19 protein-coding genes and 3 pseudogenes are annotated in these 22,044 nt (G+C 40.0%); 3 read left to right on the forward strand and 19 right to left on the reverse strand.

From position 1 onward, the window contains the following. Window positions 1-84: 84 nt before the first annotated feature. The 8 genes and pseudogenes from N9I19_RS03345 to N9I19_RS03380 all read right to left on the reverse strand — a co-directional run. A pseudogene (locus tag N9I19_RS03345) lies at window positions 85-573 on the reverse strand (iron chelate uptake ABC transporter family permease subunit); the annotation flags it as partial. A gap of 23 nt (window positions 574-596) precedes the next feature. Next, window positions 597-769: pseudogene (locus N9I19_RS03350) on the reverse strand (alpha/beta fold hydrolase); the annotation flags it as partial. A 422-nt stretch (window positions 770-1,191) separates the two neighbouring features. Beyond that, window positions 1,192-1,716, reverse strand: a pseudogene (locus tag N9I19_RS03355) (EamA family transporter); the annotation flags it as partial. A gap of 40 nt (window positions 1,717-1,756) precedes the next feature. Continuing rightward, window positions 1,757-3,373, reverse strand: coding sequence for an FMN-binding glutamate synthase family protein (locus N9I19_RS03360; RefSeq protein ID WP_089365034.1), 1,617 nt, complete (start codon window positions 3,371-3,373; stop codon window positions 1,757-1,759). Window positions 3,374-3,420: 47 nt separating this feature from the next. Next, a complete protein-coding gene (locus N9I19_RS03365; RefSeq protein WP_284470522.1) occupies window positions 3,421-4,050 on the reverse strand; it encodes an NAD(P)H-binding protein in 630 nt (209 codons plus the stop codon). A gap of 574 nt (window positions 4,051-4,624) precedes the next feature. Continuing rightward, window positions 4,625-4,807, reverse strand: a complete 183-nt coding sequence (locus N9I19_RS03370; RefSeq protein ID WP_034307388.1) for a YolD-like family protein — start codon at window positions 4,805-4,807, stop codon at window positions 4,625-4,627. A 511-nt stretch (window positions 4,808-5,318) separates the two neighbouring features. Next, entirely contained in the window at window positions 5,319-6,851 is a 1,533-nt protein-coding gene (gene floT / locus N9I19_RS03375) for a flotillin lipid rafts scaffold protein FloT (protein WP_317776974.1), read from the reverse strand. Between the two features lie 17 nt (window positions 6,852-6,868). Beyond that, window positions 6,869-7,390 (reverse strand): NfeD family membrane protein, encoded by a 522-nt coding sequence (locus N9I19_RS03380; RefSeq protein WP_317776975.1) that lies wholly within the window; start codon window positions 7,388-7,390, stop codon window positions 6,869-6,871. A 301-nt stretch (window positions 7,391-7,691) separates the two neighbouring features. Here N9I19_RS03380 and N9I19_RS03385 point away from each other — a divergent pair, with 301 nt between their 5' ends. Then, entirely contained in the window at window positions 7,692-8,264 is a 573-nt protein-coding gene (locus N9I19_RS03385) for a biotin transporter BioY (RefSeq protein WP_061463539.1), read from the forward strand. Window positions 8,265-8,562: 298 nt separating this feature from the next. Here the strand turns inward: N9I19_RS03385 and N9I19_RS03390 are convergent, their stop codons facing one another. Further along, a complete protein-coding gene (locus N9I19_RS03390) occupies window positions 8,563-9,048 on the reverse strand; it encodes a YusW family protein (RefSeq protein WP_317776976.1) in 486 nt (161 codons plus the stop codon). Window positions 9,049-9,168: 120 nt separating this feature from the next. Beyond that, window positions 9,169-9,813 carry a PAQR family membrane homeostasis protein TrhA gene (gene trhA, locus N9I19_RS03395; protein ID WP_061463542.1) on the reverse strand — a complete coding sequence of 215 codons (645 nt, stop codon included), beginning with the start codon at window positions 9,811-9,813 and terminating at the stop codon, window positions 9,169-9,171. A 157-nt stretch (window positions 9,814-9,970) separates the two neighbouring features. Here trhA and N9I19_RS03400 point away from each other — a divergent pair, with 157 nt between their 5' ends. Then, entirely contained in the window at window positions 9,971-10,558 is a 588-nt protein-coding gene (locus tag N9I19_RS03400; RefSeq protein WP_089364850.1) for a DUF2087 domain-containing protein, read from the forward strand. A gap of 64 nt (window positions 10,559-10,622) precedes the next feature. Here N9I19_RS03400 and N9I19_RS03405 read toward each other — a convergent pair whose 3' ends face one another. The 3 genes from N9I19_RS03405 to N9I19_RS03415 form a co-directional block, all read right to left on the reverse strand. Continuing rightward, window positions 10,623-11,222, reverse strand: a complete 600-nt coding sequence (locus N9I19_RS03405; RefSeq protein ID WP_317776977.1) for a cell wall hydrolase — start codon at window positions 11,220-11,222, stop codon at window positions 10,623-10,625. A 110-nt stretch (window positions 11,223-11,332) separates the two neighbouring features. Further along, window positions 11,333-11,908 carry a GNAT family N-acetyltransferase gene (locus N9I19_RS03410; protein WP_317776978.1) on the reverse strand — a complete coding sequence of 192 codons (576 nt, stop codon included), beginning with the start codon at window positions 11,906-11,908 and terminating at the stop codon, window positions 11,333-11,335. Window positions 11,909-11,947: 39 nt separating this feature from the next. Beyond that, the gene (locus N9I19_RS03415) at window positions 11,948-12,352 is read right to left on the reverse strand and encodes a secondary thiamine-phosphate synthase enzyme YjbQ (protein WP_089364853.1); all 405 of its coding nucleotides are present in this window, start codon (window positions 12,350-12,352) and stop codon (window positions 11,948-11,950) included. A 186-nt stretch (window positions 12,353-12,538) separates the two neighbouring features. Between N9I19_RS03415 and N9I19_RS03420 the strand changes: the two genes are divergently transcribed. Continuing rightward, window positions 12,539-12,907, forward strand: a complete 369-nt coding sequence (locus N9I19_RS03420; RefSeq protein WP_284470483.1) for a VOC family protein — start codon at window positions 12,539-12,541, stop codon at window positions 12,905-12,907. A gap of 44 nt (window positions 12,908-12,951) precedes the next feature. Here the strand turns inward: N9I19_RS03420 and N9I19_RS03425 are convergent, their stop codons facing one another. The 6 genes from N9I19_RS03425 to N9I19_RS03450 all read right to left on the reverse strand — a co-directional run bounded on the left by N9I19_RS03425 (window position 12,952) and on the right by N9I19_RS03450 (window position 22,026). Next, window positions 12,952-14,844, reverse strand: a complete 1,893-nt coding sequence (locus N9I19_RS03425; protein ID WP_317776979.1) for a PTS fructose transporter subunit IIABC — start codon at window positions 14,842-14,844, stop codon at window positions 12,952-12,954. Between the two features lie 4 nt (window positions 14,845-14,848). Then, window positions 14,849-15,769, reverse strand: a complete 921-nt coding sequence (gene pfkB / locus N9I19_RS03430; protein WP_284470481.1) for a 1-phosphofructokinase — start codon at window positions 15,767-15,769, stop codon at window positions 14,849-14,851. Continuing rightward, a complete protein-coding gene (locus tag N9I19_RS03435; protein WP_061463549.1) occupies window positions 15,769-16,521 on the reverse strand; it encodes a DeoR/GlpR family DNA-binding transcription regulator in 753 nt (250 codons plus the stop codon). Before N9I19_RS03435 ends, pfkB begins: the two co-directional genes overlap by 1 nt. 237 nt (window positions 16,522-16,758) lie before the next feature. After that, window positions 16,759-18,036: a 2-oxoglutarate dehydrogenase complex dihydrolipoyllysine-residue succinyltransferase gene (gene odhB / locus N9I19_RS03440; protein ID WP_317776980.1), complete on the reverse strand. Its 1,278-nt coding sequence runs from the start codon at window positions 18,034-18,036 to the stop codon at window positions 16,759-16,761. 1 nt (window position 18,037) lies between these two features. Then, window positions 18,038-20,890 carry a 2-oxoglutarate dehydrogenase E1 component gene (locus tag N9I19_RS03445; protein ID WP_317776981.1) on the reverse strand — a complete coding sequence of 951 codons (2,853 nt, stop codon included), beginning with the start codon at window positions 20,888-20,890 and terminating at the stop codon, window positions 18,038-18,040. A 365-nt stretch (window positions 20,891-21,255) separates the two neighbouring features. Further along, window positions 21,256-22,026, reverse strand: a complete 771-nt coding sequence (locus N9I19_RS03450) for a dioxygenase family protein (RefSeq protein WP_317776982.1) — start codon at window positions 22,024-22,026, stop codon at window positions 21,256-21,258. Window positions 22,027-22,044: the final 18 nt, after the last annotated feature.

Genomic DNA, 22,044 nt, shown 5'->3' on the forward strand with positions numbered 1-22,044 from the left:
ATCTGCGCCAGAGATTTGAAGAAGATAAGGCAAACAAAAAAGCTGAAGACATCTTCAGCTTTTACAAAAATTGTGCTTTTTCTCCTACTTCTTCATCAACAAATACATAATATAAGGAGCCCCTATTAAAGCGATCATAATCCCCGCAGGTATACCTTTAGGTTCAAGTATGTTTCTTCCGATGGTATCTACCAGAAGCAGCAGCCAGGCGCGGATCAGAATCGCTACCGGCAGGAAGAGCTGATTTCGAAATCCGACCAGAGCTCTTGCAAAGTGCGGAGCCCTGAGCCCGACGAAGGCGATGCCTCCTGTGACAAGGACAGCTGCTGCTGCAAGCGCAGCCCCCATGGAAAGATGGCCCAAATGAAAGGCCAGTCTGCACCCCATATGTTCCCTGACAGCCAATTTGCAATAAAAATCCACCTTTTGGCGATCAGCAGATGAAATAAGGACAATCATTAGACCTGAGAGGGCCATAGAAAATCCCACCCCGGTTAATTCAAGTTTGACTGGCCGCCCGGAAATGGGAAATAAATATAAAAGTAAGCCTTTGTCACTTTGGGCAAAGGCTCCTTTTTTGACGAGTTTCTTCTATATTAATCTTTTAGAAATGTTAGCAACGCTTCATTAAATTCTTTTGGGGTGAGTTGCGTTTAATCCATGCGGCCCACCCTTTATCAGAGTCACCGTGAATAATAAGAGTAGGTATATTGAACTTTTCCAAGTCCTTTCTAAAATCTGTTTTACTAAAGGCCGTTATACAATCGAGCTATCATCATCCCTAAAACAAAGATTATGAAATCCTGCGAATAAGCAAGTATTTGTTAGAAAATCGCATTAAACTGATGAGTGGAAAAGAAAGAAGGATTTGAAAATAATATTGAAATATCCATAAAAATTAGACCCTTTATCTAAAAACATTTTAAAATATGGCTGTTTTCACATACTTTGTTGCTATTTACCAGGTAGTGAGTTGTGGTTGATTTCCCCTCCAGATGCTCGCTTTCCGCGGGGCGGGCGGTGAGCCTCCTCGGCGTAAACGCCTGTGGGGTCTCACCTGTCCCGCTGCTCCCGCAGGAGTCTCGCACTTCCGCTCCAATCAACCTTAAATAGTTTCGTTTTAAAAACAACTATCTTTACGAAAAGAGCCTAAAATATAAAACAGTGGGAAATGAATGCTTCCCACTGTTTCTAACGTTCAGCTGGTGTTTTCATTAATTGTTTTGATAAGTTGACTGATCTAATTTCACTAACAAATGTAGAGCCTAATAGTAATATCCCACCCAGCATTTGAACGATTGTCATTTGTTCTAGCAAGATAATTGCAGAAATCAATATAGCTACAAACGGATCTACATAACTTAGTATAGCTATACTCTGCGTTTTTTATTTTTCCATACAAGGGAAAAATAACCAAAATCCAATCCTTGTATTGATGATCCCTAAAATTAAAATAAAAGGAATGGAAGAACTTAATACTTCAAAAATACCAAAGCCTTCAGTAAGGAAAACATATGGCATTAGAAGTAATGTGGTTGTTCCAAGCTGAATGATGGTCAGCTCTAACTTTCCCATATTTTTAATAAATTTATTTAAAAGCAATAACGCTGCATAAAATGCAGCTGCGATTAATGCAAAGGAAATTCCAATATTATCATCTGATCTGGATGCACTCACGCCTTTTCCTACAATCATTAACATACCAATGATCGCTACAAATTTCGTTTTTCTTCAACATTTTTTTTAAAACAACCTTCTATTTCTCCACTTTTTCCTTATTTCTTAACTTCTCCACTTTTTCGGGAGTTAGGGTGATGTCCCGGACAGGGGAAACTCTTCCCCACTCATCCTTGTGAACGATGTGTTTTCGTTCAAATTTGGTCGGAGTATCTATACCTGCGGCAGCTGCAAGGTTAAATAGCCCCTCGCGGAGGGAAATCACGTAATTGGCGACTCGGTATTGTTTTTCCTCAATAACCAGACCATCCTGCAACTTTGAATCAGTTGTGGCTACTCCTGCAGGGCAATGGTTTGTATGGCAGATTTCAGCCATGATGCAGCCAACGCTAATCATAAAACCGCGGGCTATATTGACTAAATCTGCCCCCATCGCTAAAGCGACCGCCACTTTATCTGGAGAAGTCAGCTTGCCTGATGCAATCAGCTTGACCCTGTTACGTACACCATATTTTTTTAACATCTCATCTACAAGTGGCAAGGCTGACATAATTGGGAGTCCGACTGCATCTGCAAGCTCCTGATAGGTTGCCCCAGTTCCGCCTTCTCCGCCATCCACCGTGATAAAATCAGGCCCTTTACCTGTATCTCTCATGGTTTTCGTCATTTCCTCAAGTGCATCAAGATCCCCCACAACAATTTTGATACCGATAGGCTTTCCGCCTACATCCCTCATTCTTTCCACAAATTCGAACAATTCATTAAAATTCTTGAATTCATAGAACCGGTTAGGGCTATTGATCGTTTGGCCAGGTTCCACTAGGCGGATTTGGGCAATTTCTTCTGTCACCTTTTGCCCTTCAATATGCCCACCTCTGATTTTGGCACCTTGTGCCAGCTTAATTTCAAATGCCTTTACTTGCTCGATTTCACTTTTCTTCTTGAATTCTTCCCATGAGAACTCCCCACCTGCTGTCCTTACTCCAAACAATCCCGGACCGATTTGCATTATGATGTCGGGATTTCCGGAGAGATGATATTTGGAAAGACCACCTTCACCAGTATTCATCCATGTTCCTCCTGCAAGACCTAATCCTCTCGACAGTGCAGTGATGGCATTCTCACCGAGTGCACCGTAGCTCATTGCAGATTGTCCTACGAGCCCCTTTAATTTAAAGGGATTCCGGCATGTATCCCCTCCGATTATGACAGCATCCTCGTCTCGTAAAAAGTACGGTTCTATTTGTCTATCTTCCCGCTTCTCCTTTCTGGTCAATAGACCTTCCTCATCTACTTCATATACCTTTGTATTGATTTTTTGGCTATTATCTATTCTCAATTCTTCCCGGAGATTGGGAAACATACTATTTCGAATATAGTATCCAGCCTCATTGAAGTCACGTTCCGATCCAAATCCGATTAAACGCTCCTTATATTTTCCTGCTTTTACAACATCCTCGAATTCCTTTCTTGAGAAAGGGGTGCCTTCATTATTATTTTCAAATAAATACTGCCTAAGTTCAGGTCCTATTTGCTCTGTCATGTATCTAATTCGGCCTATTAGGGGGAAATTCCTCAGGATTGAATGTTGTTTTTGTGTATCATCCTTTCGGTAAAAGTACGCTGCGGCCGCAACTGTCCCTAAAACGGCAGATCCTTTTAAAACTGTAGGAAGGTAATGTTTTAATTTGGACATTTTATCACCCTTTGCTTCTTATTTTTTGAGCAAGTTACTCGAGTAATCTATAATCTTTGGAGTGCATCATCAATCAGAATTTCTCCAGAAGTTACATGGAACGTTTTATTATATACTTCTTTAGTATCCAGCGCTTTGACCAATACAGAAGCAATATCCTCCTTTGGTATCTCGCCTTTGTCATGCACAATTGATGGTCCAGCTTCAACTTTACCTATTCCCGGCTTATCCACAGGCATACTTGTCCGTATGACCGTATATGTAAGCTTTTCCTGTCTTAATAGCTCTTCTGAGTGGTACTTGACACCGTTTGTACTAGAATCTAAGCTCTCCATTTCTTTTGCTCGCATGGTGTTCATCAGAACAAAGCGCTTCACCCCATGTTTCTTAGCAGCCTCAACTGAGTCTATTACTGACTGATGGTCAACCAGTATTGGTTTGCCCTCCCCAGTCCGGGGACTGGCGCTACTCAGGTAGATCACTGCTTCACAGCCCGAAAAAGCACTGGAAAAATCCCTTTTTTCCAAAGAAACTACATCTCGTGCTCCAAGTTTAACCATTTCCTCAACTTTATTTTCTGCCCCTACCAGTGCTACTGGGTTATGGTGCCTGTCTGCCAGCTGTTTTACAACGTGCTCTCCGGTCATGTCCTCTGTTCCTATTACCAGAACTCTCATTTTAATACCTCCCTGCTAGTTTGATACTATCTATTTACCACTTTAAATTTTAATGAAACAATTAAGCGTCTTCGCCGTATCGTTAATTTTAACGATTCTTTGATAGTCCAATTTCTTCAGTGGAAGCAATTAGGCTTTTATTGAACGTACGTAATCTCAAAATTAATAATCTGACATCCATTATTACTGAAGCCGTAGGAACTAGATTAGTGATTGGAATTAAATAAGAACGAAACCGAACTACTCTGCTCTTGTAAAATGAATTGGGTTTAATTTGGGTAATTATATAAAGCTATACATTAAAGACGATTATTTCCTGGGGAAACAAAACCCAAAATTATCTCTTAAAAATATTAATTTTTTATGTAATCACTCCATACATTCCATAGTTAATCGCACCCATACTTTCTTACGAACGCCATATTGAGGAATTCCGCACGAAGGATACTGCCATCTATAAAGTATAAAAACTTTTATCAATCTGGAAATGAAAAAAGAACCTCTAGTAATATACTAAAGATTCGGGATTAATAAATGTTTTGTAATTTTAATATGTTAAATGAAAGCAATTAAATTAATAGATTTCCATAATACGAGATAAACGAATAGAGAAAATCTTTTGATTTTCATCTTTTAAGGAAAGAGTTTGTTCATTAAGGTTAAGTTTATGCAATTGACCCTTGCATGTTTTTAATACTCCTTCTTTATAATAAATGATGGTCGTTATGCCCTTTTTTTTCAACGATTTCAAGATCATCTGATTATCTCCCTTCTGTCTATTCAATTATTTATTAAAATTGTATGATAAGTGGTGCAATACTATGAAATCAATTAGGATATGTATATTATACAATGAAAATCGTAAGCGTTTTCATTATTGTTGTGAACCATTTGTGAAAGTTTGAACATTGGAATATTTTAGGGAAATTAGTGCAGGCTAGGAAATGGTAAAAATCCATGAAAAAAAATGAATTTTAAGTGAATCGGCATTAAATTCTCGTCTGAGTTGGATAAAATTTCAATTTTTTTGTATAGTCATAGGTGGATATGTATGAGTTGCAATTATTTTTTCGAGAACAGCAACTGGCTTTTGACAAGCGTGAAAAAATCGCTTTTCCACTAACCATAGGTGCTCCATAAGAAGCCTTATCATAATAAAAATTAAACGTTCTTTTTGTCCCTTTAGTATAGGAAATAAAATATTCTCCTATTCAAAAAAAGGTAAGAGCATATTTGTGCCCTTACCTTTCTTGATTTATTCTTCACCGTTACTCTTCCTTGCTTGATGCCATATTCATGCTCGCTTCGACATTCTCCTGGCTGATGGTGGTGAATGGTAAATTTCGTTTTCCTGAGAAATTCTCAAGCAAGTCTTTGACATCAATTCCCGAAGATGCCTTTAATGACTCTTGCAATGTTGCCATTAAATCCGTTGCATATCCTGTCACTTTATTAGCCCCGCCCTTTGCACCGCTTCCGCCAGTGTCCACTACAGTGATTTTGTCTATATTACTAAGCGGGCTAGCAACTTGTTTTGCATATTCAGGCAGCATTTTCAAAATCATGTCCATTACAGCGGCTTGCCCGAACTGTTCAAAAGCTTCAGCTATTTTCTGCTTGGCTTCTGCTTCTGCTACCCCTTTTAACCTGATGATTTCCGCTTCTGTCGTACCTTGTGCCCTTTGGGCGTCCGCTTTAGCAAGACCGTCCATTCGAACACGTTCCGCTTCCGCTTTGGCCATGGCTTCAATTTTATACTTATCGGCATCCGCTTCTGTAATCTGTTTCATCTTGTTTGCGGAAGCTGCCTGCTCTACCGCATAACGATCGGCATCCGCCTTTTTCTTCACTTCTGAATCATATTGCTTTTCACGGCGAAGGATTTCTTTTTCTTCCAGCTCAATCTGCTTCTGCCGTTCGATAATCCTGATTTGCATTTCCTGTTCGGTTACATCCTGTTTAGATCTGGCAGTTTCAAGATCGTAAGCTTGGTCAGCCCGTGCCTTGGCAATATCCTGCTCACGACGGAATTCCGCAACCTTTAGCTTGTTGATTTTTTCGGCTTCGGCTATTTCTGTTGCCCTTTCAAGTTCGGCACGCTGCGCTTCCTTCGAAGCTTCGGCTCGCTTGATGCGCGTTTCTTTCTCGGCATCGGCGGTAGCTATATCGGCATCCCTTTTCACTTGAGCAATCCTTGGCTTTCCAAGCGATTCAAGATATCCATTTTTGTCACGAACATCTTTAATCGTGAACGATACGATGATGAGTCCCATTTTAGCCAAATCCTGCGAGGCTACCCTCTGTACTTCCTGGGAAAACTTTTCACGGTTTTTATAAATTTCCTCGACGGTCATCGAACCAAGGATTGAGCGAAGATGTCCTTCCAATACTTCCCGCGCTTCCTGTTCACGGTCATCTTTCGATTTACCAAGGAATTGCTCTGCTGCTGTGGCGATATCGGTGATTGAACCGCCAATCTTGATGATCGATACACCATCTGCCATGACAGGAACACCTTGTTCTGTATATACTTCAGGAGTCGAGACCTCAAGTTTGCTTGACAACAAGCTCAATGGTTCCGCTTGCTGGAACACTGGCAAAACGAAAGCACCTCCACCGCGGACGATTTTAATTTTATTTCCTGATTCGTCGATGTGGACATTCTTGCTGCCCAAGTAACTTCCAGTCACTATCAAGGCCTCATCAGGACCAGCAGTACGGTATTTCGTAACAAACACTGCAATAAGTGCGATTAATAAAAATGCAACAATGGCGACAACAATCCAAATTAAACTAAACATAAATGACCTCCTACCTCTTATTCATTCTCATGGGGCATGACATAGACAACCCCATTTTTAACTTCGATGATCAAGACTTTTGTATCCGAAACAATTCCTTCATTCTTATAACTGGCCGCAGTCTTCGCAATGCTCCCGCTGATGCTTTCGATTAAGACTTCCCCAAACCCATCAACCGGGACTGATGTCAGAACCCTGCCAACCCTGCCTCTCAGGTCATTGTCATGAAACGTTAAGCTTTCCTCCGCCGATGAGATGGGAATCAACACAAATACATTCAATAGGGTGACGATTGTAAATGAAATGAACAGGGAAATCACGGCAATCATCACACCATTAAGTCCTGTAAGCGATTCAAGCAAAAACCCACTCGAAAAAAATACGGTCAAAAAACTAAAAATGAGGGTTGGATTTAATATATCCGGTAATTCCAGGCCAGAAAATATATCATTAAACAAGATAAATAGGAATGTTAGCCCCCCGAATATAATTAATCCATATAAATAAACTGTTTCTAATGGAACTCCAAATAACTCCATCTCTTTCATCCTTTTAATTTGATTTTTCTTTACCGCTTACTACTATCAAGACCTAGGATAAGCGTTTTAACTACCTTTTGAAAGACATATGGCAATGATCCCCCCTCATTTACTTCACTTACCATTAATACGAATGACGTTACAGAAAGTTTCATTTTTTTCCAGGTTTTACGAACCTGGGCAACAACTATGCCCTTATAAAATAAAATTCATAATATCATTGACAGTGTTTACTTATCATATTAAAATTCTTTATATGTTAACTCGTTTGATAACCAGGTTTACAATAGGGGGAAGCACGATGAGGGAAAGTCACGAGAAATTAAGAATGATGATGGTTACAGCCTTATTTGCAGCACTTATAGGGATCCTTGCCCAAATTACAATTCCACTGCCGTTAGTACCGATTACAGGACAGACTCTAGCTGTTGGGCTGGCAGCCACTATACTAGGTTCACGTTATGGAACCTCTTCCGTTTTATTATACTTGTTCATAGGAGCTGCAGGAGTACCAGTGTTCGCTGAAATGTCTGGAGGACTAGCTAAGATATTCGGTCCGACTGGCGGTTATTTATTATCCTATATCCCGACAGTTTATATTACCGGGCTGATATTGGAAAAAACACGTTTCTCAGTTGCAATGGCTTTCCTTGCAAATATAATCGGGATGTTCATAACGTTGATCATCGGTACGATTTGGTTGAAATATATGAGCTCATTATCATGGACAGTTGCATTTGCCAGCGGTTTTGCCCCATTTATAATCGTAGGCATTTTAAAGGCATTCCTTGCATCTTGGCTTGGCATTACGATCCGTTCAAGGTTAGCATCAGCTAATATGCTCCCAAAAAAAAATACACCACTTTCCCAATGATGCAAATGGGTAAATGAAAGAGAGGGTGCCGCTTGCGGTACCCTCTCTTTCATCTTGTTACTTTTTCAGCCATCATTTTCAATCACTTGCACAAAAAAAGACTCTTAGAAAAAGACTCTTTTTTTACAAGTATTTATTACGGTCCTATCCCCATAAGTCCGAATATGAAAAGCAAATGTATGTTATCCCCTTTGCTAACCGTAATCATTTTACTATAGTTACCGCAATTTGACAACTATTGAAGAATCGTGAAAATGCTACCATTTATAACTTAAGATAATATAATAAATGGATTTAGTTATTTATTATTCACTTTATATTCTTTTTTCGTACCATCATCGAACACGACCTCTAAATCGAATTCTTCATAGGCATCCTTCAAATCAAAAACACTTGTCACTTCTTGAATGACTTGTTCATCTGTTGAATCTTTGGTGAATGTCAATTTATCTAAAATCGGTGTTAATTCTTTCATTGCTTCATCACCGTGAACTTCATGTTTGTTTGATTTATCTTCGATTGAAGCTTCTGTTTGGGCTCCCATGGTATCATATTCAGCTTCGTATTCGTTATCAGTTCCTACATAATCAACTTCTAATTGAAAATCCTTGAAAGTGAAAGGCACCTTTTCATTATTATCCGCTCTTGTTTCAGGATTTGTTTCCGCTTGATTTTCATTCTCCTGAACCGGTGGATTTTTCACTTCATCGTTTTCTCCCCCACACCCGGCCAAAACAAGCATAGCGGCAAACGGAACAGATAATATTTTGATTGATTTTCTCATTATTAGTCATTCCTCCCTAATCATCTGTATACTTATTGATTACCTAAAAGGGGTCATTCAAAACTACAGGAATCTTTCAGGTATCATAAGATCGATCAAGTAAAGAATCACTAGAAGTGATCATAGAGGAAGGATATAAAACAATACTGCAAAAAAATGGGTGGCAGAACCCCCAAGCACAAAAACATGCCAAACGGCGTGATGAAACGGAAAACCGCGCCATACATAAAAGATAGCTCCAAACGTATAAAGCAAGCCCCCTGCTATCAGTAACTGGATACCTTCTGAGGGCATCGCTGCTGTAAGAGGTCCCCAAACGATGACGATCATCCACCCCATCGCAATATAAAGAAGCGTCGAAAGGAATAGGAACCTTTTAACATAGAAAGCTTTGAAGACGACGCCGATGATTGCAACTCCCCAAATTATTCCAAGCAGTGTCCAGCCTAGTGAGCCTTGAATCACAAGGACCATGATGGGCGTGTATGTTCCTGCAATGAATATATATATGGCTGAATGATCAAAGATTTCGAATATATCCTTTGTTTTCCCCTCTGGAAAACTATGCACTAATGTGGATGAGACATATAAAAGAAGCATGGAAGCGCCATAAATGACTGAAATGACTACATGCCAAGGCGATCCTTTTTGGACTGAGAATATTATTAAAAACACAAGAGCGACGATACTCAACAAAACACCAACACCATGGGTTATCGCATTGACCACTTCTTCTTTTTTTGTATAAACATGTGTATTAGCCATATTACAGCTCCTTAATCTAGATAAAAATTTTCAACATTCTCCTAAATTATACATCATATTTTCCAAGCAATATAGAAAAGTGAATATAGCTTGATTAACACTACTAATTAGATTATCATCTAATTAGATAATAATCTAATTAGTGAGGGGGATAAAAGTGCAATTAGAAAAGTTGGTCGCTTTCCATAAAACGCTTGGTGATGTGACCAGGATTAGGATTATATCCATTCTGGCAAACGGTCCAAAACACGGACAGGCTCTTGCGGGAATATTAAAATTGACTGCCCCAACCATTTCACACCATTTAACGAAATTGAAGGACATTAATTTAGTGAAGGATCGGAGAGAAAAAAATACGGTATATTATTTTTTGAATGAAGATGTCCTAGAGCATTATTCTTCAGCATTACCTAAAATCATTTCAAATAAGGGGGACTCCAGTAAATTGGATAAACAAAAGCTGATTTTAGAGCATAAAAAGATCCTTGAAAACTTCTTTACACAAGATGGTCGACTAAAAACCATACCAGCACAAAGAAAGAAGAAAATGATCGTTCTTCATCATATTGCAGGCCTTTTGGAAAAGGGACGTAAATATCCAGAAAAAGAATTGAATGAATTCATCCAGTCATTCCATGATGATTACGCAACGATAAGACGTGAACTCATTATCGGAAGCATCATGTACCGGGAAAACAGCATTTATGAACTGAATCCCCGCGAGATGTGGGCTGAAATCATTTAAGAGTTAGTTTTAAACATGAAAAACCGGCCTCCCTAGTTGGTGAGACCGGTTCTTGAAATGTAGTTTATATGGCAAAATGGTGGCCACCAATGATTTTGATTACCTCTAATTGTTTCATCCATTTGCTGTCCGAAATACTGGGATTCCAAAAATACAAGGCATCATTTGTGTAGCCATGAATTGCCAATGCTTCATTGACAGCCTTCTTGGCATCATTTCCGGCTGCTTTGTTTATACTGCCATCAGCAACGGGCGAGAATTGGTTTTTTTGATAGATCACTTCCCGGACCGTATCAGGGAATTCTTTGCTATCAAGGCGATTCAAAACTACTCCTGCCACCTCGACCTTTCCTCTATAAGGCTCCCCTTTGGCTTCTGCATGCACAAGCCTTGCTAATAATTCTTTATCTTTTTCATTCATTACATGTGGAATAATCAATGTTTTACCAGGTTCTGCAACATTATTTACATTATTATTGACTTCTTTTAACTTTTTGATTGGGACACCATACCGCTTTGCAATATCCCATATCGATTCACCTTGTTTAATGACATGTTTGGTTGCTCCATCAGAAGCTATACTGGTCGTTCCCTTAGGAATAGCTATCCCAAGTACGATGACACTTAGAGTCATTATCACGGTTATTAATACTGATAATTTCATCTTGTAACCTCCTCGTTAAGCATCTTCCTAGGATAACAGACCATATGGGAGAAAACAGTGCTAAATTTTTCCCAAGGAAATCAAGGAAAATTTTTCACGGGTCAATTAACTTAGAAATTTTGAAGATTCCCACTCCATTCCTCACGTAGTATACCCATTCTGATTGAATCATAATAATAACCATCATAATAACGGCATTTTCTCATTCTTCCCTCTATTTGCATGCCTACCTTTTCCCCAACAGCCATCATACGTTCATTACCTGACCATGTCGTCAGTCCAACCCGTTCAATCTCCAAGTTTTCGAATAAATAGTCTATGAACATCATTAACGCTTCTGTTCCATACCCGCCATTCCAATACTTTGGCTCAAAAATCGTAATCCCTATTTCCAGCCAACGTGAGGGTTCATGTTCCCAGTAATATACAACAGAACCTATTATTTGATCGTCTTTTTCCATTAATAGCTCGGAGTAAGCCCCCATTTTCCCATCAATGGTTCTGTGTTTCGTTTCTTTATCGATATACGTATGGTAATCCATGAGTTCAAGAGGATAGTAAGGTGCATCCCACTTTTTCCATTCTGGATTGACTTCTCCATATTTCAGGCTCCATAAACGTTTTAAGTCGGCTTGTTTAACGTTCCTCAATATTACTTTTCTTCCTTTAATCCAAACATCGTCCAATCCTCTTCCCCCCACTTATTCCAGTATCTACCTCCAGTTTTAGCGGTCGACACATAATTTAATAAAATATTGCCTATCTCTGGGACCATCGAATTCACAAAAATATATCCCTTGCCATGTACCAAGAATTAAACTTCCCTTATGGATGATCACCTGTTGTGAGGAACCAACCGTACTTGATTTCAAATGGGCAGCCGTGTTTCCTTCCTTATGTAAATCCAATGTATGATTCCATGGGTATTGCTCATCCAATCTTCTTAGCATATCCTTTTTGACATCGGGATCTGCATTTTCATTAATTGTGATCCCTGCTGTCGTATGCGGACAATATATAAGAGCTAACCCCTGTTGTATCCCGTTTTCATTGATGAATGCTTGCACTTCTGCCGTAACATCAATCATATCATCCCTTTTAGTTGTTTTTAAGGTGTTTTTCTTCAGCATGTACGTCCACTCCTTTGTCCTTTTAAAACTCCTTTACCCATAAACATGACATTTATGCTTTAATAAACGAATCAAGAACCAACGATAAGCAAAACCGATCGATGACGATTTAAAAAATAAGCTATTTTTATTGATTTTTTTATTTTAATATTCGATATATAAGTAGCCAAGAGGGGGTAGAAAAAAATGGGTTTCATTTTTAAAGCAATCGATCATTTCCAATTAGCATCTCCCAAAAATACCGAGGACCAATCAAGGAAGTTTTTCAATGAGATTCTAATGTTTCGGGAAGTGGATAAGCCTGCATCCTTAAAGTCAAGTGGCGGAGTATGGTTCGAATCAGGATCGATCAAAATTCATGTTGGAACGGAAGATCAGTTCATTCCCGCGAGAAAAGCCCATCCAGCGCTTGAAGTAGAAAATCTTAGAGACTTTAAACAACATTTAATAACTAATCGTGTTTCTTTTACAGAAGACAAAAGGTTACCTGGGGCGAACCGCATCTATATATCCGATCCCTTCGGCAATCGGATTGAAATTTTGGAATGGATATAATAAAAGCGGGTCCATAAAATTGGACCCGCTTTCTTCATTATTTATTATTGTTGTTTCTTTTTCCAGAATCCCAACATTAAAGCGGTAATGAGGGACCCTATTAAAATGGCCAGCAAATAGAGAAAAGGATGGTTGACAAGGGGGATGACAAAAATTCCTCCATGTGGTGCTGGCAGAGTTACACCAAAAGCCATTGACAGGGCTCCTGCTGTCGCTGCCCCTACTACACTGCTGACGATAACGCGCAATGGATCCGCCGCCGCAAAAGGAATGGCCCCTTCTGTAATGAATGAAGCACCCATGAAATAATTTGTGAATCCAGATTTCCTTTCCGTTTCACTGAATTTGCTTTTAAAGAATGTAGTTGCAAAGGCAATCCCGAGAGGAGGTACCATTCCACCTGCCATGACGGCAGCATGAGGCCCGAAACTATGAGCTTCAATAGCTGCAAGTCCGAAAGTGAAAGCTGCTTTATTCAGGGGTCCACCCATATCTACAGCCATCATACCTCCTAGAATCAATCCAAGCAAAATAGCATTCGTACCTGATAAACCTTGTAGCCAGTTGGTTAAGCCTGTGTTAACTGCGGTTACTGGCCCATTTATAACAAATATCATGATTAAGCCTGTAATTAACATGCCGAATACAGGATAGAGTAAAACCGGTTTAATGCCTTCTAGTGTATGCGGTAACCTAGAAAACAGCTTTCGTAAAAATAAGACGACATAACCTGCAAGGAAACCGGCGATTAGTCCGCCAAGAAAACCGGCATGAGCCTGTGCTGCCAATAATCCCCCTACCATACCGGGAGCAAAACCAGGACGGTCGGCTATACTTGAAGCAATGAATCCAGCAAGGACTGGGACAAGTAAGAAGAATGCACCACTAGTTCCCCCGCCAATATCACTTAATGCTTTGGCAATGGGATTATAATCAGGATTTGCCGGATCGGCTGCCTGGATCCCAAAAAAGAAAGAAAGCGCAACCAAGATTCCGCCACCGACGACAAATGGAAGCATATTACTTACCCCATTCATTAAGTGCTTGTAAATCCCCAATCCTCCTTTTGCTGAATCACCTTCATCACTTTTATCATTTCCAGTTCCTTTGTAAACAGGTGCATCCTGATTCATGGCTCTGGTTAACAGCTCCTCAGTCTTCCGGATCCCATGGGCAACAGGGACAATAATAACGTGCTTTCCATTAAAACGATCCATTTCCACCTGCTTATCCGCTGCAACGATAATCGCATCCGCCTCATCAATTTCTGCAGCGGTTAAACCATTTTTGATTCCTGTCGATCCATTTGTTTCCACTTTGAAATCGATTCCCATTTCCTTCGCTTTGGCCTTTAATGCATCAGCAGCCATATAAGTATGGGCAATTCCTGTTGGACAAGCTGTAACGGCAAGGATTTTCCCTTTGTTGTTACCGCTGGGAGCATCACTTGATTGCTGCTCTTCTCTTTCTTCTTCATCCGCTTCCATTTCTTTTTGATTGATTATCTCTAACACTTCTTCACCAGAAGAAGACGAGATCAATCGGTCTCTGAATTTTTCATCCATCAGTAATGAAGAAAGCCGGGAAAGGGTTTCCAAGTGATCCGCATTCGCTCCTTCACTTGCTGCAATCATAAAGAACAGATGAGCTGGCTGACCGTCAAGCGATTCATAATCCACTCCATTAACCGATTTTCCGAAACAGATGGCAGGTGTCCTTACAGCATTTGTTTTAGCATGTGGTATCGCTATCCCTTCACCAATCCCTGTTGTGCTTTGTTGTTCACGTTTTAAGATAGCGGCTTTGAAAGCCTCCACATCGTTTAACCTGTCAGCCTCGGCTAACTTCCCTGACAGTTCATCAATGACAGCTTGCTTTGTAGCACTTTGTAGATTGATTATGATTGTATCCAATTTCAACAAGTCTGTAATTTTCATAAAGTCAGCCTCCTGTTAGTTGATTGATATCAATTTGCGGTAATAACTCTTCGATTTTATCCAATGTACCAAGATCTGATGAAAAGGCTGTAGCACTTCCTGCTGCAAGACTGAATCGGAAAGCAGATAAAATATCCTCTGTCTTTTCATATGTCCCGATGAAACCGGCCACCATCGAATCACCGGCACCCACTGAGTTGAGGACTTTTCCTTTTGGCACATTAGCGGAATATGACTCACCACCGGAGCAAAGCACAGCACCCTGTCCTGCCATTGAAACGATAACGTTTTGTGCTCCTGATTGAACCAATTTAGAACCGTATTCGATAGCATCATCAACCGTTCTAATTTCAGTAGAAAAAAGTTCACCCAATTCATGGTGATTAGGCTTTATCAAAAATGGCCGATACGGAAGGACACTCAGTAATTCCCTCCCACTCGTATCCACCACCACCTTAATGCCATTATCAGAACAAGACTTTGCCATGGCTTCGTATACATCCGAAGGGACGCTTGGAGGGATGCTCCCTGACAAAATGAGAATATCATTATTTTTCAACTGTTCAATCTGACTAAATAATTGTTGATAATCCCCTTTTGAAATAACTGGCCCTTGGCTATTGATTTCAGTCTCCAGCCCTGTTTTCAATTTAATGTTTATTCTTGTATCTCCTGTTATCTCTGTAAAATCCGTGAAAATCTCTTCCTGTCTTAAAAACCTTTTTACAAATTCACCTGTTTGTCCACCTATGAAACCTAAAGCTGTCGTACTATTTCCAAGCCTTTTAAGCATCCGGGAAACATTAATCCCTTTCCCTCCAGGGAATTTGGCATCATAACTAGTTCGATTCACCTTGCCCATTTTAAAACTCTCCACCTCGACCAGATAATCGATGGATGGGTTAAGTGTCACTGTATAAATCATTAAATGGTCACTACCTTTACCTTTGGATTTTTATGGAGCTGAGCAACAGCCTCTTCATCATTGCTGTCAGTAAGGATTATGGCATCGCTTACATCTGCCACCTTAGCGAAAGTAGCTTCATTCAATTTTGTACTGTCAGCAAGCACGTAGGTTTCGTTAGAGAGTCGTAATGCCATCTTCTTCAGTAGAGCTTCTTCCGGATCTGGTGTTGTGAAACCCAATTCTTGATGGATGCCGTTCATTCCCAAGAAACATTTATCGAAACGGTATTCATTCAAAAATTGTACAGCATTACTTCCTATAACCGCATTTGTCGAGAATTTAATCGTTCCGCCCACTAAGACTGTTTTGATTTCCAATTCAATAAGTTTTGGAATATGCATAAGACCATTTGTCATGACCGTTATATTCTTATCCTTTAAGTAAGGAATCATTTCTGCAGTGGTTGTGCCTGCATCAAGATATATACAATCATTTTTCTCTATGAATGAAGACGCAAGCTTTGCAATCAGTTGTTTTTCAGCTATTGCTTTGTTTTGCTTTTCTATAGTCGTTGGTTCAAGGCCTTTTCTTTGAAGTAAAGAGGCCCCGCCATGCACGCGTTTCAAGAGCTTCATTTCTTCGAGTTGCACTAAATCTCTCCGAATGGTCGACTCCGAAGCATGTAACTGATCTACAAGCTCCTGAAGCTTAATCGTTCCCTGTTCTTTAAGGATCGATAAGATGAACTGGTGCCTTTCTGTTGTCAACAATCAATCCCACCTCACTTTAATATCATCATCATATATGAAAACAAAGGAATAATCAATCACAAACGTTTAAAAATATTCAAATACATTCAAAAATACTTCCAAAAACATTCACAACAGAGACAAAACCTTTGCATGACCCCCATTATCTTTTTTTCAATGAAAATATGCCTTTCAGTTAAACTCATTCACAAAAAAATCCCCCATGTCATTATGACATGGGGGGGTTTTTATGATTTATTAGCCTTGAAGTAAAAGTTGTTCTGGATCTTCTAGCATATCTTTGATAGCTACTAAGAAACCAACCGCTTCTTTTCCATCAACGATACGATGATCGTAAGATAATGCAAGGTACATCATTGGTCTGTTTTCGATTTGATCTCCAACAGCGATTGGACGCGTCTTAATTGTATGCATGCCCAAAATCCCAACTTGAGGGGCATTCAAGATTGGTGTAGATAATAGGGAACCGAAAGTCCCTCCGTTTGTGATGGTAAAAGTACCACCAGATAAATCTGAAAGTCCCAGTTTGTTGTTACGCGCTTTAACAGCCAAATCAGAAATGTTCTTTTCGATTTCAGCAAAGCTTTTGCGGTCAGCATCCCTTACCACCGGAACGACAAGACCTTCATCAGTGGATACGGCTACACCGATATCATAAAAGTTCTTTTTCAGGATATGGTCGCCTTTGATTTCTGCATTCAATAACGGATATTTTTTCAATGCGCCAATGACCGCTTTAGTGAAGAATGACATGAAACCAAGTTTAACATCATTTGTTTTCACGAAAGAATCTTTATGGCGGCTACGCAATTCCATGACTGCAGAAAGATCGACTTCGTTAAAAGTAGTAAGCATGGCTGCTTCGGATTGTACTTGAACTAGACGTTTGGCAATGGTTTGACGACGGCGAGTCATCTTAACCACTTCAATGCGATCATCATTCACTTCAACAGGAGCTGCTGCTTGTTTAGCTGCAGGAGCTTGTGTTGGAGCTGCAGAAGATGCAGCAGGTGTCACAGGTGCATTATTTGCTGCTTCTACATCTTGTACACGTACACGACCTAGTGGATCGACTACAGGCACTTGAGTCAAGTCAATTCCTTTTTCACGAGCCAATTTCCTTGCAGCTGGTGAAGCAATGACTTGTTGATTGGATGATGCTTCTTTCGTTTCAGCTTTAGGAACCTCTTTAACAGGAGCAGCTTGTTCCGCTTTAGCTGGTTCTGCTTTGGCTACTTCAGCCTTAGGAGCTTCCGCTTTTGGAGCTGCTGCAGCTGACCCATTTTCATCAACGATAGCGATAGCCTGTCCAACTTGGACAGTATCGCCTTCTTCTGCTAATTGTTCCGAAAGAGTACCCGTATAATCTGAAATGATTTCCACGTTTACTTTATCCGTTTCAAGTTCAAGGACATATTCGCCTTTTTCAACATGATCACCGGGTTGTTTTAACCATTGCGCAATAGATCCTTCAGAAATTGATTCTGCTAATTCAGGTACTTTTACTTCAGCCATTTTATTTCTCCCCCTCATTATTGCGTGTAATTGCTTGAGTCATAATCCGTTGTTGTTCATTTTTATGGACAAGCGGATCTCCCTCAGCCGGGCTTGATCTGCGCTTCCTTCCTATATATGTCACTGAAAGATTTCCAGGAGCCGCTGCATTAAGGCGAGGTTCAACAAATGTCCAAGCCCCCATGTTCTTAGGTTCTTCTTGAGCCCAGAAGATCTCTTTAAGATTTGTATATTTTTTCAAAGCTTCTTGAACGCCAGTGAACGGGAATGGATAAATTTCTTCGATACTGATGATTTGCAACCAGTCCGTTTTTTGTTCAGTTGCCGCTTTTTCACGAAGTTCAACCGCCAATTTACCTGATGCAAAAACAATGCGTTCAACCGATTTAGGTTTTTTGCCTAAAGCTTTAGTTTCAACGAATGATTCAAAAGAGCCTTCACTGAATTCTTCAGCTGTAGAAGCCATCACCTGATTACGAAGCATACTCTTCGGTGTCATGATGACAAGCGGACGAACTTGCTCTTGATCCAAAATCTTAGCTTGTCTTCTAAGGATATGGAAGTATTGAGCTGCCGAACTTAAGTTAGCAACTGTCCAGTTGTTTTCAGCCGCTAATTGAAGGAAACGTTCTAGGCGTGCACTTGAGTGCTCTGGCCCTTGTCCTTCATAACCATGTGGAAGCAGCATGACAAGACCTGATTTTTGACCCCATTTTGCACGGCCAGCCGCAATGAATTGGTCAAAGATCACTTGTGCTGTATTTGCGAAGTCACCGAATTGGCCTTCCCATAATACTAGTGTCTCTGGAGCAAATACATTATAACCATATTCATAAGCTAGAACTGCCGTTTCAGTAAGCGGGCTGTTATGAACAGCGAAAGAAGCTTTAGCAGTTTCAAGTGTGTGAAGTGGTGAATACGTTTTTCCATTAACACTGTCATGTAACATGATATTACGTTGAGCGAATGTTCCACGCTCTGAGTCTTGTCCTGTCAAACGGATTGGAGTACCGTCACTCAATATGGATGCAAATGCCAGTGTCTCGGCATGAGCCCAATCAATTTTACCGTCAGCACCAAAGGAATCCAAGCGACGTGATAAAATCTTACCTAATTTTTTATTAGGAGTGAATCCTTCCGGCCACTTAACAAGTTCTTCGTTAATTGAAACCAGTTCTTGTTTCGGAACAGCCGTTTCAATGGCTGGAAGTCCTTTTTCAATAATCCCAGGAGGATTACATTCTTTAGAAGCTTCCGGTTTATTTCCGGAAATTTTCGCATATGCATCCGCAAGCCTTGTATCCACTTGCTCAGCAATTGCTTTAACTTCAGCTTCAGTGAACTCACCAGATTGAATGAGTTTCTTCCCATAAAGCTCTTTGACAGTTTGGTGCTTATGAATTAATGCATACATTTCAGGTTGAGTCACCAATGGCTCATCCATTTCGTTATGGCCGAAACGTCTGTAACCGATCAGGTCGATCAAGAAATCCTTATTGTATTTTTCGCGATATAGGTTCGCAAGGTTCACCGCAGCCATACATGCCTCTGGATCATCTGCATTCACATGTACGATCGGCACTTCAAAGCCTTTTGCCAAATCACTGGCATATAGAGTTGAACGTGAATCTTCACTTTCCGTTGTGAAACCAATCATGTTATTGGCGATGATATGGATAGCGCCGCCAACTTGATAACCGCGTAAACGGCTTAAGTTAAACGTTTCAGGAACAATACCTTCACCTGGGAATGCTGCATCACCATGAATCAGGATTGCAAGTGATTTGGAAATGTCTTGGACAGGGAATCCTTTTTCTGAACGGTCTTCTTGTGCCGCACGAGAATACCCTTCCACGATTGGACCGACTACTTCCAAGTGACTTGGGTTATTGGCAAGTGTAACCCTTGCTTTTTGTATGTTAGCATTAGTAATCTGTTTATCCAGACCTAAATGGTATTTAACATCACCAGTCCATCCGTTGTTAATGCCTGTTGAACCTTCGGAAGGAACCAAATCTTTATTAGGTGAATGTTGGAATTCAGAGAAAATGACCTCATATGGCTTTCCTAGTACGTGTGCAAGCACATTCAAACGTCCCCGGTGAGCCATGGCAATATTCACATTCCCTGTTCCATTTTGAACAGTTTGTGAAATCATTTCATCTAAAATCGGCACTAGGGCGTCTAGTCCTTCAATGGAGAAACGTTTTTGCCCCACATATGTGCGGTGAAGGAATTTCTCGAAACCTTCAACTTCATTCAATCGCTTAAGTAATAGTTCTTTTTTCTCTTTAGCCACTTCCGGGAACATTTTTCCGGATTCGACCATATCAGTAAGCCATTGCTTTTCGTCCAAGTCATTAACATGGTGAAATTCAAAGGCTATCGTTTTTGTATAAAGTTGTTTTAGGTATTGAACGGCTTCGTATCCGTCTTTCACGTTTTCAGGTGATTCTGGACAAATTAAGTCAGCCGGTATTTTCCTTAAATCATCTGCGGTCAATCCATATTTTTCAAAGTGAATTTGTTCCGTATCTAGAGCTTCTTCTTTTAAAGGATAAATATTTGCTGCAAGATGTCCGTATGCACGGATGTTTTCTGCTAACGTAACTGCAGACATTATTTTCTTCATTGGAAGAACTTCTCCAGTTTGTACAGTTGGTGCACTTCCGATTGTTGTTTCAGCCGATACATCGAATGAAGGAGGACCTGATACTTCAAAAAAGTTTTTCAGTTCCGGATCTACTTCTTCCGGGTTGGCTTGAAATAGATCGTATTGCTCCATGACATACCCAAGGTTTGGACCTGAAAAAGTTTTCCATGGGTCGTATGCCTTAGCGTCCTTGATGGTCATTTTGTAAACCCCCAAATTTTTCTCATAATTTTTTGCATTTCGTTTTATCTATCCCCAAATTTCTTTCTTCTAAATTTTCCCCAAAAATATGATATATAATTAACAACTTTGGTTATTGAATAATAAAATTTTAAAGGATAAAACGTTTTCAGATGTTATATTAACATGTTTTTGTCGAAATATCCAAAGGTTAAACAACTTTATGCAACCTTTTTTAAACTATATTTCTGTTTAATTCGTCAAATTACGCTTTAAATTGACTTTTTTGCTCATTTAAGCCTTTTTTTCGCTAAAAAAAGATTTTTGTATTTTTGTATATCGTTTATATTTCAGGTATATTTAACTAGACTGAAAACCCTTACAAGTCAATCAAACTTCCAAGCTGTTAAACTCAGATTGCCATATTGAAATGTTCTGTGAAGGAGAGCCGATTTTTTGTTGACATCTCCTGCTCCCATTGCGATGATCAATGGAATGAAATGCTCTTTGGAAGGCACAGCCTCTGTACTATAAGGAGCGATTTTTGCATAATTAAACAAAGATTCCAAATCCCATTTCATGATTTTCTCTTCAACCCAGTTCTCAAAGTTGATTGCCCACCCCTCTGCAACATGCATATCCTCCTGAATATGGGTGAAATTATGGACAATTCCACCGCTCCCGATGATTAAAACATTACTTTCCTTTAATTCCCTCAATGTTCTCCCGATTTCATACTGCTTGTCCAATGGAAGTGCAGGACTAATGGACATAGATACGATCGGGATGTCAGCTTCAGGATACATAATGTGCAAAAGCCCCCATGCTCCATGATCTAGGGGGCGCCTTTCATCAAGTTGCCCCCATACACCTATCCTTGACAATAAGGTTAAAATTCGATCGGACAGCTCCAGGCACCCCGAAGCAGGATATGTTATCTGAAATATTTCTTCAGGATACCCTGCAAAATCATAAATGACTTCATGCTTCCCTACCGCTGAAATCATCTGATCTTCACTTTCCCAATGTGCTGACAAAATAACGATGGCAGTTGGTTTTTCCATACCCTTCATATAATCCTTCAAAAAAGAAGTGTAGCCATTTTTTTCCAGAGCTAATAAAGGTGTTCCATGTGATAAAAACAATGATGGCATCATAGAAACGATAAATCCTTT

The organism is Peribacillus sp. CSMR9 (assembly GCF_033141925.1).
Classification (GTDB): Bacteria; Bacillota; Bacilli; order Bacillales; family DSM-1321; genus Peribacillus; species Peribacillus simplex_A.

Coding starts and splice junctions, on each gene's coding strand:
- N9I19_RS03370 (WP_034307388.1), bottom strand. CDS start 4,807: ATGATCTTGAAATCGTTGAAAAAAAAGGGCATAACGACCATCATTTAT.
- N9I19_RS03450 (WP_317776982.1), bottom strand. CDS start 22,026: ATGATGCCATCATTGTTTTTATCACATGGAACACCTTTATTAGCTCTG.
- N9I19_RS03420 (WP_284470483.1), top strand. CDS start 12,539: ATGGGTTTCATTTTTAAAGCAATCGATCATTTCCAATTAGCATCTCCC.
- N9I19_RS03385 (WP_061463539.1), top strand. CDS start 7,692: ATGAGGGAAAGTCACGAGAAATTAAGAATGATGATGGTTACAGCCTTA.
- N9I19_RS03445 (WP_317776981.1), bottom strand. CDS start 20,890: ATGACCATCAAGGACGCTAAGGCATACGACCCATGGAAAACTTTTTCA.
- pfkB (WP_284470481.1), bottom strand. CDS start 15,769: ATGATTTATACAGTGACACTTAACCCATCCATCGATTATCTGGTCGAG.
- N9I19_RS03360 (WP_089365034.1), bottom strand. CDS start 3,373: ATGTCCAAATTAAAACATTACCTTCCTACAGTTTTAAAAGGATCTGCC.
- N9I19_RS03365 (WP_284470522.1), bottom strand. CDS start 4,050: ATGAGAGTTCTGGTAATAGGAACAGAGGACATGACCGGAGAGCACGTT.
- trhA (WP_061463542.1), bottom strand. CDS start 9,813: ATGGCTAATACACATGTTTATACAAAAAAAGAAGAAGTGGTCAATGCG.
- odhB (WP_317776980.1), bottom strand. CDS start 18,036: ATGGCTGAAGTAAAAGTACCTGAATTAGCAGAATCAATTTCTGAAGGA.
- floT (WP_317776974.1), bottom strand. CDS start 6,851: ATGTTTAGTTTAATTTGGATTGTTGTCGCCATTGTTGCATTTTTATTA.
- N9I19_RS03405 (WP_317776977.1), bottom strand. CDS start 11,222: ATGAAATTATCAGTATTAATAACCGTGATAATGACTCTAAGTGTCATC.
- N9I19_RS03425 (WP_317776979.1), bottom strand. CDS start 14,844: ATGAAAATTACAGACTTGTTGAAATTGGATACAATCATAATCAATCTA.
- N9I19_RS03415 (WP_089364853.1), bottom strand. CDS start 12,352: ATGCTGAAGAAAAACACCTTAAAAACAACTAAAAGGGATGATATGATT.
- N9I19_RS03380 (WP_317776975.1), bottom strand. CDS start 7,390: ATGGAGTTATTTGGAGTTCCATTAGAAACAGTTTATTTATATGGATTA.
- N9I19_RS03390 (WP_317776976.1), bottom strand. CDS start 9,048: ATGAGAAAATCAATCAAAATATTATCTGTTCCGTTTGCCGCTATGCTT.